Here is a 15,830-nt window from a genome sequence, read left to right as displayed (position 1 = left end):
TTGCCTGAGAGGCAATAAATTTGCCCGACAGGCAATCCTCCGGCTGAATGGACGGCATGAGCTTCACAGAGCCGGAGCCGTCCGCCGGGTCCGGACAGCCGTCCGCCGGTGCGGAGCAGCTGTCCGCCGGGGCCGACTCCCCCGCCCTGCCCGCCGTCGCCCCGCAGTTGCGCATCCTGCGCCGGCGCGCCTCTCTCACACTGGAGGCCGCGGCGCGGGCCGCCGGGCTGTCACCCGCCCACCTCTCCCGGCTGGAGACCGGCCGCCGCCAGCCCTCGCTGCCGATGCTGCTCGCGCTGGCCCGCGTCTACGGTACGACGGTCTCCGAACTGCTCGGCGAGACGGTCGCCGAACGGGACGCGGTCGTCCGCGCCGCCGACATGGAGCCGACGCCCGCGGGCGGCTGGACGTACTGGCAGGCGGGCGCCTCCGGGCGCGCCATGCAGGCCCTGCGCGTGCACGTGCCGTACGGTTCGCAGGGCGACATCGTGCGCGTCCACCCCGGCGAGGAGTGGCTTTACGTGCTGAAGGGCCGGCTGCGACTGCGCCTCGGGGACGCGACGCACGTGCTCACGCCGGGCGACAGCGCCCACTTCGACTCGCTGACCCCGCACCGCCTCGCGGCCGCCGACCACGACGGTGCCGACCTGCTCTTCGTCCACACCCTGCTGCAGAGCCCGACGGCCACGCTGTGCCTCGGACCGACGACCACCGGAGAAGCCCCGTGAGCAACCTGGAAGACAAGTTCCCCCGTGCCCTGTGGGTGCGGCTGATCATCTACATAGCGGTGGGCCACCTCTTCGCCGCCTTCATATACCTGCTCTTCGAGGCGGGCGCGAAGCGGTGACCCGCGGGGCCGTAGCCCTCAGTCCAGGAGGCGCTCGCGCAGCCGCTCCCGGATCTCCGGAGTGACCTTCAGGCCCTGCTCCAGGTACGTGTCCACACCGCCCCAGGTCCCCTCGATCGTCTCGAACGCCGCCTCCAGGTACTCGGCCCGCGCGTCGAACAGCGGGTCGAGCAGTTCCATGACCTCGGGGGAGTAGGCGCCGGCCGACTTGCTGCTGCGGTGCACCTTGTAGCGGCGGTGGGCGGCGGCCGACTCCAGGTAGTCGGCGACGATGGCGTCGCGCTCCACACCGAGGGCGAGGAGCGTCACGGCGATGGACAGGCCCGCGCGGTCCTTGCCGGCCGCGCAGTGCATCAGGGCGGGCACGCTGTCCTCGGCCAGGGCGTGCAGCACCTGGGAGTGCTCGGCCGTGCGGTGCCGGATGATCATCCGGTACGAGCCGATCATGCGGCCGGCCGCCTTGCCGTCCGAGAGCAGGGCGCGCAGCTGGTCCAGGTCGCCGTCGCGGACCATCTTCCAGAACTCGGCACCGTCCGCCGGGTCCGTCAGCGGCAGGTTGACGTTCCGCACGCCCGGCAGGTCGACGTCCGGGCCCTCCAGCTTCTGGTCGGCCGCGTTGCGGAAGTCGAAGATCGTGTGCAGGCCCAGCGAGGCCAGGAACGCGGCGTCCTCGTCGGTCGCGTGCGCGAGGTGACCGCTGCGGAACAGCCGCCCGTGGGCCACACGCCGGCCGTCCACGGTGGGCAGGCCTCCCACGTCCCGGAAGTTCCGCACTCCGGTCAGCTCCGGCTCGGTCGACGGGACCTGCTGCGTCACGTGGGCTCCTCCCATCCGGCCGCCGGCGGTGCTCGGCTCCGCACACCGGCGTTGCGTCCTCGACGATACGACATGGCTTCGTAGGCCACGGAGTTGTCCACAGGAGGCGGCGGGCGTTTGCCATGGGGCCGGGTTGACTTGATGATGTTCAGGCCTGATCGCACCTGTTCGAATGTGTTGGAGGCTTGATGCTGGAGATCGGCGGAGACGGTCGTACCTGGCTGCTCTCGGGACCCACGAGCAGCTACGCGCTGTCTCTCACCGAGGACGACACCCTCCTGCACCTCCATTGGGGTCCGCGGATCGGGCTCGCCGACGCCGAGGGACTCGCGGCCCGGCCGCTTCCCCCCTACCGGGGGTTCGAGTCCCAGCTCGACGGCCTCGAGGAGTACCCGGTCGAGGGCGGCCCCCGCTTCGTGCGGCCCGCGCTGTCCGTGCGCACCGACGAGGTCCGCGGTACCGAGTGGACCTTCCGCGCGTACGAGGCCGAGGACGGTGAACTGCGGCTGCGGTTCACCGACAACGGACTCGGCATCACGCTGCACTACCGGATGCGCCACGACGTCGTCGAACGCTGGGTGACGCTCACCAACGAGGGCCCCGCGGTGGAGGTGCTGCGCGCCGACTCCGCGACCTGGACGCTGCCGCTGCGCGAGGGCTGGCGGCTGTCCCAGGTGCACGGCAGGTGGGCCGCCGAGTCGCAGCTCGTCCGCACGGACCTCACCTACGGTGACCATGTCATCGGCAGCCGCCGCGGCCACACGGGGCACCAGCACCTGCCGTGGGTCGCGCTCGACACCGAGGGGACGGCCGAGGAGCGCGGCGAGGTCTACGGGTGCGCGCTCGCCTGGTCGGGCAGCTGGCGCATCTGCGTGGCCCAGCTGCCCGACACGCGCGTACAGATCACCGGCGGCATCGGCTACGACGACTCGGGCCTGCTGCGCCTGGCCGCGGGGGAGTCGTACACCACCCCTGTCTTCGCCGGACTCTGGAGCGACGGCGGCTTCGGCGGGGCGAGCCGCGCCTGGCACGCGTACCAGCGCGCGTACGTCATCCCCGACGCGGACCAGGACCGGCCGGTGCTCTACAACTCCTGGGAGGCCACGGAGTTCGACATCTCGGAGGACCAGCAGCGCGAACTGGCGCGCCGGGCCGCCGCCATGGGGATCGAGCTGTTCGTCGTCGACGACGGCTGGTTCGGCGAGCGGACCAGCGACCGGGCGGGGCTCGGCGACTGGACGCCCAACCCCGACCGCTTCCCGGCCGGACTGAAGCCGCTCGCCGAGGACGTGCGCGCGCTCGGCATGCAGTTCGGCATCTGGGTCGAACCCGAGATGGTCAACGCGGACAGTGACCTGTACCGGGCGCACCCGGACTGGGTGCAGTACCAACCGGGACGAAAGCGGACGGAATTCCGCAATCAGCTCGTACTGAACCTCGCCCGCGAGGACGTCCAGGAGTACCTCTGGGAGAAGCTGGACACCCTGCTCTCCAGTGCGCCCATCGACTATGTGAAGTGGGACTTCAACCGCTGCTTCACCGATGCCGGCTGGCCCGGCGAGCCGTACCCGCAGAAGCTGTGGGTCGAACACGTGCACGCGTTCTACGGTCTGCTCGACCGACTGCGGGCCGCGCACCCGGGGGTCGCCTTCGAGTCCTGCTCGGGCGGCGGCGGCCGGATCGACCTCGGAGTCATGTCGCGCACGGACCAGGTGTGGACCTCCGACAACACCGACCCGCTCGACCGGCTCGCCATCCAGCACGGGTTCAGCCAGATCCACCCGGCGCGGGTCATGGCCGCCTGGGTGACCGACAGCCCGAACACCCAGCTCAACGACCGGGTGAGCTCCCTGCGCTTCCGGTTCGTGAGCGCCATGGCGGGAGTGCTCGGCGTCGGCGGCGACCTCACGAAGTGGAGTGAGGAGGAACTCGCCGAGGCGCGCGAGTGGGTCGAGCTCTACAAGGAGATCCGGCCTGTCGTACAGCGCGGCGACCTCTACCGGCTGCGGCCGCCGTCCGGAGGGCTGAGCGCGGTGCAGTACGCCCTGGGCGACGAGGTCGTCGTCCTCGCCTGGCTCCAGGCCCAGCACTACGGAGAGCCGGTCGCTCCGCTCAGGCTGCGCGGCCTCGATCCGGCGAAGTCGTACGAATGCCGTGAATCGGGTGAAGTTCACCCGGGTGTGGTGCTGGCGCATCACGGGCTGTCCACGGGGCTGCGGGGGGACTTCGATGCGACGGTTATCCGGCTGCGCCGCATCTGAGTGTTCTGTCCGAAATGGAGCCTTGAGTCCAAGTGGCCCTGGAATAAGGCCGGGTGGGTCGGAGGTGGGTGACCAGCGTCATATCCGTGACGCTGAGTCGCCGTCATGTTCACGTAATGCGCGTAGATTTTCAGGGCGGTTAAGAAAAGGTGAAGATCGTTCATTTACGGAGAGTGAGGGTGAAGTCCTGAAAGGGCCGGGGGACGAGACGCACAGGAAACCCCAATGGTTGTCCGGATGCCCGTAAGTCGCTTACGTTCCCCTCAATCCGGACGGACGCCGAATCCTGCCGCCGCCCGGAGCCGCCAACTCACCCGTGCACGGCAGGAGCGGGGGACCCACAGGCAGTACCGCCTGTTCCGGTCTCCGGAACAGGCTTGGGGTTAAGCCGTGCGCGCGTACGGCCGGGCATCTCCAGTCCGCACCCGACAGCTCACCTCGTAGGCGCCGGAGAGGAATTCGTCATGCCCGCGAGGGGTAAGCATCGCCGCCCGAAGCCCCAGCGCTTCACCCGTTCGATAGCCGCCGCCGGAACCGGTGGCGCCGCACTCGCACTTCCGCTGATCGGGGCCACCGGGGCCCATGCCGCGACCGCGGACTCCGCCTCGCAGAAGATGACGGCGGTCTCCGAGAAGACCGTCACCGAGAAGAGCGAGAAGGCCGCGGCGGAGCAGGCCGGTCAGCCCGCCACCGCCAAGAAGGCCGAGACCCGCGTCTATTCGGTGCGTCGCGGAGACTACCTCTCCAAGATCGCGCGGGAGCAGCAGGTCGCCGGCGGCTGGAAGCGGATCTACGCGGACAACCGCGAGGCCGTCGGCTCCGACCCGTCGCTCATCCACCCGGGCCTGAAACTCACCCTCGGCGGCAAGGCATCGGGCAGTACCGCGTCCTCGCCGAAGAAGAGCGCGCCGCGGAAGACCGAGGCCAAGAAGACCGAGACACCCGCGAAGGAGTCGGCCCCCACCACGCCGGCCACCCAGAGCGCGGACACCGGCGGCTCCGGCTTCACGCTCCCCGTCGCGGGCGCCACCGTGGGCACCCCCTACAAGACGCCGGGCGGCATGTGGTCCAGCGGCTACCACACGGGCGTCGACTTCGTGGTCCCGACCGGCACCAGCCTCAAGGCCGTCGGCGCGGGCACGGTCGTCTCCGCCGGCTGGGGCGGCGCGTACGGCAACCAGGTCGTCATCCAGCTCGCCGACGGCCACTACGCGCAGTACGCCCACCTGTCCCAGCTGTCCGTCTCCGCGGGGCAGAGCGTGAGCGAAGGCCAGCAGATCGGCCTCTCCGGCGCGACCGGCAACGTCACCGGCCCGCACCTGCACTTCGAGATCCGCACCGGCCCCGACTACGGCTCGGACATCGACCCGCTGGCATACCTGCGTTCGAAGGGCGTCGGCATCTGACGTACCGCTCCGCATCCGACGCGTCCCTCGCGTCACGCGCCGGTGATGGCCGGACCCCGCGAGCCCGGGGTCCGGCCTTCGGCGTGCCGGCCGCTCCTCCGGGACGACCGCCGGCGGGTCCTGACCGGCGCGCCGCGGTGTGGCATGGCTGGTCGATGTCTCGACACTGGTGCGGGAGCCGCAGCCGTACACGGGCGGGCACTTCGCTTTCAGGACCACGTGGAGCCACTTCCGGATCACAGGATTCCGGGTCTGGCGGCTCACTCGACGTCCCTGATGAAGGGCGTATTCCGCAGTTGACCAACACTTGACGAGTGGCTTATCTCACCGTCCGTCAACCCTTTCCTACGGTCGCGTAGCTCACACCTCACGGTGAATCATGGTCCGATGTGGCAGACGATTCGAAGAATGACAGCAGATCAGTGATCGGGTCGTACGTGGCGGTGGGGGACAGCTTCACCGAGGGCGTCGGCGACCCCGGCCCCGACGGGGCGTTCGTCGGCTGGGCCGACCGGTTCGCGGTACTCCTCGCGGACCGGCGCCCGGAGGGCGACTTCACCTACATCAACCTCGCCGTACGCGGGAAACTGCTCGACCAGATCGTCGCGGACCAGCTTCCGCGCGCGAGGGAACTCGCCCCGGACCTGGTCTCCTTCTGCGCCGGCGGCAACGACATCATCCGCCCCGGCACCGACCCCGACGAGGTCGCCGAGCGTTTCGAGCGTGCCGTCGCCGATCTCGCCTCCGCGGTCGGCACGGTGATGGTGACCACCGGCTTCGACACCCGGGGCGTGCCCGTCCTCAAGCACCTGCGCGGCAAGATCGCCACGTACAACGGTCACGTGCGCGCGATCGCCGACCGGTACGGCTGCCCCGTCCTGGACCTGTGGTCGCTGAAGACCATCCAGGACCGGCGCGCCTGGGACGACGACCGGCTCCACCTGTCGCCCGAGGGCCACACGCGGGTGGCGCTGCGGGCCGGCCAGGTCCTGGGCCTGGAGATCCCCGCCGACCCCGACCAGCCCTGGCCTCCCCTCCCACCGCGCGGGACCTTCGAGGTCCGCCGGGACGACATCCACTGGGCCCGCGAGTACCTGGTGCCTTGGATCGGCCGCCGTCTGCGCGGCGAGTCCTCCGGAGACCGCGTGGTGGCCAAGGGAGCCCTGTCACCGGACGACATCAGGACGCGGATCGCGTCGGTGGTCTGAAGCGCGCCGTCCGGAGCTCAGGCCTTCGCCGCCGTCAGCGCCTCCCGCTCCAGGCCCAGTTCGCGGGCGAGGGCCTCGTCGGCCCACTCCAGGGTGCGGGTGCGGGAGACGGCGCCCTCGTAGGCGGTGGTCTGTACGGCGAGACCGTCCAGCAGGGCGGTGAGGCGGAGGGCGGCGGCAGCGGGGTCGGGGCACTGGAACTCGCCGGCCGCCACGCCCTCCGCGATGACCTCGGTGATCGCGGCCTTCCACTGCCGGTCGAGGCCGCGCGTCACCTCCCGCAGCGCGGGCTCGCGCAGTGCCGCCGCCCAGCCCTCGATCCACAGCCGCCAGCCCTTGGCCTGCCCGGTCGGCGCGTACCAGCGGACGGCCGCCCGCAGGCGCCGCAGCGCGGTCGTCCGGCGGCCCAGCAGCACCCGCAGACGGGCGAGGTCGTCCTCGGCGGCGTACGTGAACGCCTCGGCCACCAGCTTCTCCTTGGTCGAGAAGTGGTAGAGCACCAGCGCGTTGCTCACCCCGAGCACCGAGGCCACGTCGGCGATGCGTACGGCCGCCACGCCCCGCGCCTCGATCTGCTCGACGGCGGCCCGCAGCAACTCCTCACGCCGCTCCGCCACGCTCAACCGCACTCTGGTCACGTCGCAACCCTAGTGCGTCGCCTCCCGAACGCACGGGCGTGCTCGTGGAGGCGGGCATGCGAGCGCGGCGACGGTCAGGAGCCCCGGCACCGCCGCGCCGCCCAGGGCACACCACAGCGGCGGCCATGGAGCGACCTGGGCGGCGAGGGCCGTACCGGCCAGGATCCGGGTGATCGCGGCCGCGGCGTGACGCCGGCCAGGTTCGTGCCGCGTCGGCCCGCCCGTTCCGCGAGGTCCGTCTGCCGTCCTTGCGCGGCCTGGAGCTCCGTCAGGTTCTTCGGCTCCTCGCGCAGGGCGGTGACCGCCGAGGGGCCGACACCGTCCTCGACGGCGGGCGGGCACCGCATGTACGCGGCGATGGCCTGCACCTGCCCGGCGACGAGGAGCCCTCAGGCCGCCTGTCGGCCGCCGGGGCCCGCCCGTGCCCATGCTCCGACACGGCTCCCCCATCTGCGCGGCATCCGTCCCCGGAACCGAGGTCCCATGCCGGACGGTGCGGGGCAGCCACGGCGAGCTGCCGGTCCGGTTCTCCTCCCTGTTCCTCTGCCGATCGGGGCAGGGCGAGGAACGACCGCGTGAGGGAGGGCGGGGAACGATCGCGCCGAGCAGGCTCAGCGGTACCAGCCGAAACGCTCCGCGATCACCGGTAGCCGGTCCGCCGCGAGAGCGTGGGCGGCCGCGCGCGGAGCCGTTCCGTCGGCCTCCGCGCGGGCCAGCACACGGTCGACGAGCCCGCGCATCGAGCGGCGGACGTGGGCGAACGCCTCCTCCGCGTCCGCCCCGATGTCCCCGAACAGCGTCCACCACCACCAGGCGTTCGTCGCGGAGTTGACCACGACGTCCGGCAGGACGGTGACTCCGCGCGCACGGAGCGGTTCCTCCGCCGAGGGCAGGACCGGCATGTTCGCGGCCTCGGCGATCCAGCGCGCCGTGATCTGCCCCTGGTTCCCGGCGTCGATCGCGTACGAGACCGCCGCGGGCACCAGCACCTCCGCGTCGGCCGACAGCCAGGCCTCACCCGCAAGCTCCCGGTCCGCGGGGCGCAGCACCGCGCGGTCGACCGTCCCGTACGGGTCGCGGGCGGCGAGCAGCGCCTCGACATCGAGCCCCTGAGGGTTGCTGATCGTGCCCTTGACGTCGGCGACGGCCACCACGCTCAGCCCCGCGCGCGTGAGGAAGCGCGCCGTGGCCCCGCCCATGGTGCCCAGTCCCTGCAACGCGACCCGTGTCCCCGAGTGCCGCACACCCGCCCGGTCGAGGGCGGTCAGCACCGACTCGGCCACCCCGCAGCCTCCGACCAGCTCGTCCAGCCCGATGCCGTCGACCTTCAGGGCGAAGGCGTCCGCGAGTCGCCGCCGGGCCTCCGCCTCGTCGTCGAGCAGCGGGTACACGGCCTGGACGGTCGAGACGAGCCCCGCCTCCGCGGCGGCCCGGTCCACCAGGCCCTGGCTGAGGCCGAGGTCCTCACCCGTGGTCCAGAAGCTCTCGACGTACGGGCGCATCGCGCGCAGGTAGCGCACCAGCAGGCCGTACGCCTCCGGATCGCGGGGGTCGCAGTCGATGCCGCCCTTCGCGCCCCCCAGGGGGATGTAGCGGCTCTCCGGGTGAGCCTCCGGGTCGTAGTGCAGCGCCTCCTTCAGGGTCATGCCCCGGGCCAGCCCCGCGACCTCCTCAAGCGTGCAGCCCGGCCGCATCCGCAGTCCGCCGCTGGCGACCGAGCGCACCAGCCGGTCCACCACGAGGAAGCCGCGGCGACCGGTGAGGTGATCGGTCCAGGTGAGCGACATGAGGGGGTCGTGCATCGGGTCTCCTCGGGGCTGCGAGCCGACGGCGGCTACTGAATTGTCGTTCAGCATGCCACTCCGCGGCCACCTGGTGGGCCCCCCGTTGTCGGAGGGGCGGACCATAATGGAATGCCTCAGTGACATCACCAGGAGGTGGCCGTGTCCGGTTTCCGTTCCACGAGCTCCGGGCTGCGCGGGCTGCGTCCCGTCGCCTTCGGCGCGGATCCGGGCGGTGCGCGCCTGGAGCGGATCCGCAGATCGCCGAATTTCGCGAACGGCGCGTTCGTGAACCCGGAGGGCACGCGCGTGCGTCCGGCGGGCGGCGCCGCGCTCGACATGGCGAAGCGCTACCTGCGCAAGGAGGAGCGCGTCCGCCGCGCGCCGACCGGCCCGGTGCCGACGCACTCCACCACCCTCGACGACCTGGCACGGCCGCCGGCGAGCGGACTGCGGATCACATGGATGGGGCACTCAAGCGTCCTCGCCGAGATCGACGGCCACCGCGTGCTCTTCGATCCCGTGTGGGGCGAGCGCTGCTCCCCGTTCGCCTTCGCCGGGCCCAAGCGGCTGCACCCCGTGCCGCTGCCGCTGGCCGCGCTCGGCCCGGTCGACGTCGTCGTCATCTCCCACGACCACTACGACCACCTCGACCTGCCCACGATCAAGTCCCTGGCCGGCACGGACACGCTGTTCGCGGTGCCCCTCGGCGTCGGCGCACACCTGGAGCGCTGGGGCGTCTCCGAGACGCGGATACGCGAGCTGGACTGGGCCGAGTCCACGGAGATCGGCGGCCTCACCCTCACGGCCACCCCGGCCCGCCACTTCTGCGGCCGCGGACTGCGCAACGCCCAGCACACGCTCTGGGCCTCCTGGGCCGTCGCGGGCGAGACGCACCGGATCTACCACAGCGGCGACACCGGGTACTTCGAGGGCTTCAAGGACATCGGCGCCGAGCACGGCCCCTTCGACGCCACGATGATCCAGATCGGCGCGTACAGCGAGTTCTGGCCGGACATCCACATGACCCCCGAGGAAGGCATGCGCGCCCACCTCGACCTTCAGGGCGGGAACCCGGCCGGGGTGATGCTGCCGATCCACTGGGCGACATTCAACCTGGCTCCCCACCCCTGGGCGGAGCCCGGCGAGTGGACGAAGGACGCCGCCGAGGGGGCCGGGCAGGCGGTGGCGTTGCCCCGGCCCGGCGAACCCTTCGAACCCGCGGGAGACCTACCGGCGCACCCCTGGTGGCGGGATGTGTCCCTGCCGCTGAACCGCACGTGGCCCGTTCCGGAGGTCACTCCGGAGGCGTCTCGTGACGACCTCGACCTCGTGGGCGAGGGCTGACTTCGCGCCACCTCGTGAGGCGCCGGCCCGGGGCGGGCGACGATGGCCGGGACACCTGGGCCGGCGTCCCTCTCACTCCGCACAGGTAACGGGGACGTCGTGCGGGTCCAGGCGCGCGTGCGGGATGCTCGTCGGCGGACGGCACCCCGCGCTGCGCACGGTCGCCCCGGCCCCCACGCTCGTGACCCGGCGCGAACAGCCGGGATCCTTCCGCCGTTTGCCCGGCGCGCAATCGCCTTTCGTGCCCTGCCCCGTGGGAGTTAGTGTTCCGCCCAGCGAGTGACTCACGAGGAGTGAAGACATGGTCGGTCGTCCGAGCACGCGTTGACATGTGAGCCCCAGCGGCCTGTCATCGCGTGCTGCCCTTGACGCGCGGCACAGCGAGCCTTCCTCTCCCGCTGCCTGAAACGGCCGGTGCGCCTGGCGTGCGCCGGTTGGCGGGTCTCGTCTTCGGTCATCCGAGGGGTCCCTGTGCCGTCCTCTTCCTCCGCCGTATCCGACTCCGGTCGGCCTGTTCCGTCAAGCCCGTGGCGGGACGGCGACTTCCGCAGGCTCTGGGTGGGCCAGACGGCCTCCCAACTGGGCGAACACGCGGGCCTTGTGGTGCTGCCGCTCTTCGCCGTCCTGACCCTCGACGCCGGTGCCGGTCAGTTGGGCGCACTGCGCGCGGTGGGGCAGGCACCGATCCTGCTGCTCTCGCTCTTCGCCGGGGCGTGGGTGGACAGGTGGCGTACCCGTACGGTGATGGTGCTGACGGACGCCGGCCGTGCCCTGGCACTGGGCGCCGCCGCCGTGGTCGGCCTCCTCGGTGGGCTCGGACTGCCCGCGCTGCTCGTGGTCGCCTTCGCCGTCGGGGCCCTGTCCGTGTTCTTCGACGTGGCGTACCAGGCGTCCCTGGTGCGGCTGGTGAAACGCGATCAGCTGGTGCGGGGCAACAGCGCGCTCGAGGGCAGTCGGTCCGCCGCGCAGATCGGCGGGCCGGCTCTCGGCGGTGCGTTGGTGTCCGCGCTGTCGGCGCCGATCGCCGCCGCCTCCAGCGCGGTGTTCTTCGCGCTGTCGTTCCTGTCGATCCGACGGATCGGCTGCCGGGAATCCGTCCCGGAACGCTCCGAACGTCCTCCTCGGGTCTGGCGGCGGATCCAGGAGGGCTTCCGCTTCGTCGCCGGTGACACCTCGTTGCGGACGGTGTGCCTCGCGTCAGCCGCCTTCCAGTTCTCCTTGGCGGCTGTGATGACCGTCTACCTGCTGTTCCTGCCGCGGGATCTGCACCTGTCGGGCACCGCCGTCGGCCTGGCACTCGCGGCGACCGGGCCGGGCGCGCTCCTGGGCTCGCTGCTGGCCGCCCGCCTGCCGGGCCGCTTCGGACACGGCGCCGTGCTCGTGTCAGCGGCAGCACTCGGCGACGGCGTGTTCCTGCTGGTGCCCGCACTGCACGGCTCCTCCACGGTGACGGTCACCGCGCTCCTTGCGGTCAACTTCGTCTTCGGGACCTTCAGCCAGCTGGTCAATGTCACGGTCATGGCCGTCCGGCAGACGGTCACTCCGGACGGGATGCAGGGACGCGTGGCCGCGACGATCAACTTCGTCGGCATGGGGCTGACCCCGCTCGGTTCGCTGCTCGGCGGCTTTCTCTCGGAAGCGTGGGGGACGCGCACCAGCCTCCTGGTGACAGCCGCGGGCATGCTGCTGTCACCGGCCCTGATGGCCCTGTCCCCACTCGCCCGCCTGGGACGGACGCTTCCCGCCCCGCCGGAGACTCCGGTCCCGCCCGCGTGAGGCACTCAGAACACGGGTGCCCGGGGCGCAGCTCTCCCTCAGCTCGACGAGTTCGGCCGCCGGCAGTCTCCGGGCGGAGCCGCGTCGGCCGGGGTCCAGTTGTGCGGACGCGGTGCGAAGCCACTCCGGGAGGGGGTCGACGCCGATGAACTCGGCCAGGCGGGTCAGCTCTTCGGCCGGATGGTCGAGGAGGTCCTCGTAGGCGAGTGTGGTGCGCTGGTCCGAGGGCAGGCGGCCGAGGAACCCGGCGCCGTCGGTGACGAGTTCGGACCACAGGGCGCCGAACGTCCGCAGAGGGATGTCCCTGTCGCGCACGAGGGCGGCGTCGAAGCGCTCGTCGAGCAGCGGTGCGAGATCCGCCGGCAGCGAGCGCACGTGCTCGTCGGTCAGGCCGGCGAAACTGTCGACGCCGGCCCGTGCCTTGATCTCGCGCAGCAGGGAGATCGCGCGGTAGCCGGGATGACGGCTCATGGACAGGGCGCAGTCCGGCCCGTCCCTGAACATGTGCACGAACCTCGCCTGCGGGAACGCGGCCCGCAACCCGGGCGCCCAGCCCGTCGAGTAACCGGAGCGCTCCACGACGGCGGTCCGTCCGAACCGCGCGCACAGCAGGCCGAACAGCGCTCGGTGGTGCTCGGCGGCGGTGCGCTCGGGCCATCGGACCACCGATGCGCGAAGCTCGTCGAGGAGCCCGTCCGGGTCGTCGGTGAGGTGAGGCAACACCATAAGGGAGAGCGCGGGTATCCCGGTGGTCTCCGCCGCGTATCTCCCGGGGCGGCGTGTGTACAGGAACTCCGGCAGCGGCAGCCCGCTGCGGATCATCCGCTCGAAGTGTGGGGCGGGCCGGAAGAGCAACTGCCAGAACTCCTCACCGGTCACCGTCCCCGCGGGGAAGGCGACATCGCCCACGGAGGCCATGAACTCGTTGAGGCTCAGTACGTCCGGGTGCGCGTTGAGGATGCGAGACAGCGCAGTCGAACCGCTGCGCCCCGTACCGATGACGAAGGTCAAGGAACGCACAGTCACCCTCCGCGGCTTCGCGACACTCGGGAACAACCCCAGCTACCGCAGTACTGCCCGGGACCGCACCATCTCCACACGGGCACGTGCGAACGGCCCTCCGGTGGCGGGCGCCCGCCGTCACCCCAATAGGTGGTTTGCCCGCCCCGGAAGGCCGACCGGTCACCACAACGGGTGACGCCCGCGACGGGATCGCAGAGGGCGCCGGGGAGCTGGAAACAGTTCCCGCCGGGTGAATTCCCCCCGTTTCCGAGGAGTGAGGGCTGCAGCGCCCTTCGGCCCTCTGTTTCCTTTCCTGACCGCTTCTGACCAGCCCTGATCGAATCATTTCCGCGTAGGGAACGGGCGTCCGAAGGTTTATCGGCCTGTCGTACGAAGGCTCATACCAGGGCGGGAAGCTTCGCGGGGGACTTTGCCAACTGCGCACCGGTCCTGACGCGTTGGCGACTACTGTGAGTTGCCGTCGGGCGACACAGGGCCGAATTCTTCGGTTCCTTCGACCGGCACGCGATGGCGCATGCCCGGGTCGCGCAGACGCGGGAGCCCCCCACGCCCCCGACGCACCAGTTCAAGGACACCGATGTCTCAGCTTCGCGCACCGACCGCCCGTGCGGACCGCCGTGAGGGCGGCCGGCACGGACGGCCGGTCGCCCGCACCACCCCCTCGCTGCCCGAGACGCCGATACGGCCACAGCTGCTGCGCCTGGCGGTCCTGCCGCCCACGGCGGTGGCGCTCAGCGCCTGCGCGGCCGTGCTCTTCACCGTCCGCTCCACCGGGGCACGCCCCAGCCCCGTCCTGTGGGCGGTGCTCGCCGGAGCCGTCGGCGTCGCTCTCGCGGGCATCGTGATCGCCGCGGTGGCCGCCGACCGAGCCGCCAGGTCCGTGGGCGAACGCCTCGGTGCCCTGCGCCGCACCAGCGCCCGCGGTGAGGCCGACCTGCGGGCCCTCGTCGAGGCGCTGCGCCGCGGCGAGGGCCCGCCCGCCCGCAAGCCGCGCGGCGAACCCGCCGCGGACGCAGACGAGTTCGAGCTGCTCGCCGAGGACCTCGCGCACGCCCAGGACGCGGCCGTCACCGCCGTCGTCCGGGCCTCCCAGCTCTCCAGCCAGGCCGGCAGCGAACAGAAGGTCGAGGTCTTCGTGAACCTCGCCCGGCGCCTGCAGTCCCTCGTGCACCGCGAGATCTCGATCCTCGACGAGCTGGAGAACGAGATCGAGGACCCCGACCTGCTCAAGGGCCTCTTCCACGTCGACCACCTCGCCACCCGCATCCGCCGTCACGCCGAGAACCTCGCCGTGCTCGGCGGCGCCGTCTCCCGCCGCCAGTGGAGCAACCCCGTCTCCATGACCGAGGTGCTGCGCTCGGCCATCGCGGAGGTCGAGCAGTACTCACGCGTCAAGCTGGTGCCGCCCATCGAGGGCACCCTGCGCGGTCACGCGGTCGCGGACGTCATCCACCTGCTGGCCGAACTCGTCGAGAACGCCACGGTGTTCTCCGCCCCTCACACCCAGGTCCTGCTGCGTGCGGAGATCGTCACCTCGGGTCTCGCCGTCGAGGTCGAGGACCGCGGTCTCGGCATGCCGGTGACCGAGCAGAGCAAGATGAACGCCCTGCTCGCCGACCCCGACCAGGTGAACGTCGCGAACCTGCTCCAGGACGGACGCATCGGCCTGTTCGTCGTCTCGCAGCTCGCCCGGCGGCACGGCATCCACGTCCGGCTCCAGAGCAACATCTACGGCGGCGTCCAGGCCGTCCTCGTCGTCCCCCAGGGGCTGCTCGGCACGGAGCCGGGCGCCTCCGGCGTCGTACCGCAGACGCAGACGCAGACGCAGACGCAGTCCCGGCCCCCATCGCAGTCCCACTACCAGCCCCAGCAACCGGTCGGCCTCGCCGGGGCCCGGCCGCCGGCCGCCGGCCCCCGGCATCCGCAGACCGCGAGCCGTTCCGCTCCGGCCCCCGGGCCCGCCCCCGCCGCCCAGGGCACCGAGCAGGCCGCACCGCGACAGCAGACGCCGACCACTCCCGGGGGCCTGGCCCGACTGCCCGTCCGCGACACCCGCCAGGAGCGGCCCACCCCGGCCGACGCACTGCCCGGAATCCGCCCCGACGACCGGCGGACTCTCCTGGACAACACGGCCGCGCCACCGGTCCCGCGCACCGGCACGGCACGCGGAACCATCGGGAAGCCGCAGCTGCCCCGGCGGCGCGCCCAGGAGCACATCGCCCCCCAGCTCCGCGGCGGCCCCGTACCCACGCCCCGCCAGGACCCGGACCACTACGTCGGCCACGACCCCGGCCTGATGGCCGCCTTCCGGCGGGGAATCGGACTCGCGGAGGCCCACCACACGGAGCCGGCCCACACGGAGTCGGCCCACACAGGCGCGGCCCCCATGGAGCCGGCCCATACGGACCCCGCCCCCATGGAGCAGACGCACACCGACACCGCGCCCCGTCCCGATGCGAGTCACATGGGCGGCGTCCACAGCGATGTGCGCCACGCGGAGCGCGCCCTGCGGGACGGCCCGCACGCGGTCACGGTGCCCTCCTTCGGCGTACGGCGCCCGGACACCGCCCCGACAGTGGTCCCGCCGTCCCTGGACCCGGCCCACCTGAGCGATGCGCGCACGGCGCACGCGCCCCCCGAGGGGCACGGGACGCGGGAGCCCGCGCCCGGACACGACCTCACCGCCCGGCACGACGGGAGCACACCCACCGGATGACGACCACCCTG

12 protein-coding genes, 1 pseudogene and 1 riboswitch are annotated in these 15,830 nt (G+C 72.0%); of the genes and pseudogenes, 9 read left to right on the top strand and 4 right to left on the bottom strand.

Annotated features, from left to right (window positions below; translation table 11 throughout):
- Positions 1 to 47: 47 nt before the first annotated feature.
- Positions 48 to 728 (top strand): helix-turn-helix domain-containing protein, encoded by a 681-nt coding sequence (locus ACZ49J_RS28680; RefSeq protein ID WP_467452850.1) that lies wholly within the window; start codon positions 48 to 50, stop codon positions 726 to 728.
- Positions 725 to 847 (top strand): DUF6126 family protein, encoded by a 123-nt coding sequence (locus tag ACZ49J_RS28675; protein WP_467452848.1) that lies wholly within the window; start codon positions 725 to 727, stop codon positions 845 to 847. The genes ACZ49J_RS28680 and ACZ49J_RS28675 overlap by 4 nt, the downstream gene beginning before the upstream one ends.
- 18 nt (positions 848 to 865) lie before the next feature.
- Here the strand turns inward: ACZ49J_RS28675 and ACZ49J_RS28670 are convergent, their stop codons facing one another.
- Entirely contained in the window at positions 866 to 1,663 is a 798-nt protein-coding gene (locus ACZ49J_RS28670; RefSeq protein ID WP_467452847.1) for a tyrosine-protein phosphatase, read from the bottom strand.
- Positions 1,664 to 1,851: 188 nt separating this feature from the next.
- On the opposite strand from ACZ49J_RS28670, the gene ACZ49J_RS28665 reads away from it, so the two are divergent.
- From ACZ49J_RS28665 to ACZ49J_RS28650, 4 genes and pseudogenes are all read left to right on the top strand, one after another.
- Entirely contained in the window at positions 1,852 to 3,924 is a 2,073-nt protein-coding gene (locus tag ACZ49J_RS28665; protein WP_467452845.1) for an alpha-galactosidase, read from the top strand.
- A 293-nt stretch (positions 3,925 to 4,217) separates the two neighbouring features.
- Positions 4,218 to 4,384: riboswitch (cyclic di-AMP (ydaO/yuaA leader) on the top strand.
- A gap of 4 nt (positions 4,385 to 4,388) precedes the next feature.
- Positions 4,389 to 5,330 carry a M23 family metallopeptidase gene (locus tag ACZ49J_RS28660; RefSeq protein WP_467452843.1) on the top strand — a complete coding sequence of 314 codons (942 nt, stop codon included), beginning with the start codon at positions 4,389 to 4,391 and terminating at the stop codon, positions 5,328 to 5,330.
- A 175-nt stretch (positions 5,331 to 5,505) separates the two neighbouring features.
- A pseudogene (locus tag ACZ49J_RS28655) lies at positions 5,506 to 5,607 on the top strand (DUF6250 domain-containing protein); the annotation flags it as partial.
- A 145-nt stretch (positions 5,608 to 5,752) separates the two neighbouring features.
- Positions 5,753 to 6,538, top strand: coding sequence for an SGNH/GDSL hydrolase family protein (locus ACZ49J_RS28650; RefSeq protein ID WP_467453010.1), 786 nt, complete (start codon positions 5,753 to 5,755; stop codon positions 6,536 to 6,538).
- A 17-nt stretch (positions 6,539 to 6,555) separates the two neighbouring features.
- On the opposite strand, the gene ACZ49J_RS28645 is transcribed toward ACZ49J_RS28650, so the two are convergent.
- The gene (locus tag ACZ49J_RS28645; RefSeq protein ID WP_467452841.1) at positions 6,556 to 7,176 is read right to left on the bottom strand and encodes a TetR/AcrR family transcriptional regulator; all 621 of its coding nucleotides are present in this window, start codon (positions 7,174 to 7,176) and stop codon (positions 6,556 to 6,558) included.
- 611 nt (positions 7,177 to 7,787) lie between these two features.
- Entirely contained in the window at positions 7,788 to 8,978 is a 1,191-nt protein-coding gene (locus tag ACZ49J_RS28640; protein ID WP_467452838.1) for a Glu/Leu/Phe/Val dehydrogenase dimerization domain-containing protein, read from the bottom strand.
- 141 nt (positions 8,979 to 9,119) lie between these two features.
- Between ACZ49J_RS28640 and ACZ49J_RS28635 the strand changes: the two genes are divergently transcribed.
- Both ACZ49J_RS28635 and ACZ49J_RS28630 read left to right on the top strand, forming a co-directional pair.
- Positions 9,120 to 10,304: an MBL fold metallo-hydrolase gene (locus ACZ49J_RS28635; RefSeq protein ID WP_467452835.1), complete on the top strand. Its 1,185-nt coding sequence runs from the start codon at positions 9,120 to 9,122 to the stop codon at positions 10,302 to 10,304.
- A 471-nt stretch (positions 10,305 to 10,775) separates the two neighbouring features.
- Complete coding sequence (locus ACZ49J_RS28630) at positions 10,776 to 12,080, top strand: MFS transporter (protein WP_467452834.1); 1,305 nt, start codon at positions 10,776 to 10,778, stop codon at positions 12,078 to 12,080.
- On the opposite strand, the gene ACZ49J_RS28625 is transcribed toward ACZ49J_RS28630, so the two are convergent.
- Positions 11,994 to 13,100, bottom strand: a complete 1,107-nt coding sequence (locus tag ACZ49J_RS28625; protein ID WP_467452833.1) for a sulfotransferase family protein — start codon at positions 13,098 to 13,100, stop codon at positions 11,994 to 11,996. The genes ACZ49J_RS28630 and ACZ49J_RS28625 overlap by 87 nt on opposite strands.
- A gap of 580 nt (positions 13,101 to 13,680) precedes the next feature.
- Here ACZ49J_RS28625 and ACZ49J_RS28620 point away from each other — a divergent pair.
- The gene (locus ACZ49J_RS28620; protein WP_467452832.1) at positions 13,681 to 15,819 is read left to right on the top strand and encodes a sensor histidine kinase; all 2,139 of its coding nucleotides are present in this window, start codon (positions 13,681 to 13,683) and stop codon (positions 15,817 to 15,819) included.
- Positions 15,820 to 15,830: the final 11 nt, after the last annotated feature.

The organism is Streptomyces sp. NPDC030840, assembly GCF_055572015.1.
Note: the sequence above shows the minus strand (reverse complement) of the source record. Positions and strands in the feature narration are given on the sequence as shown.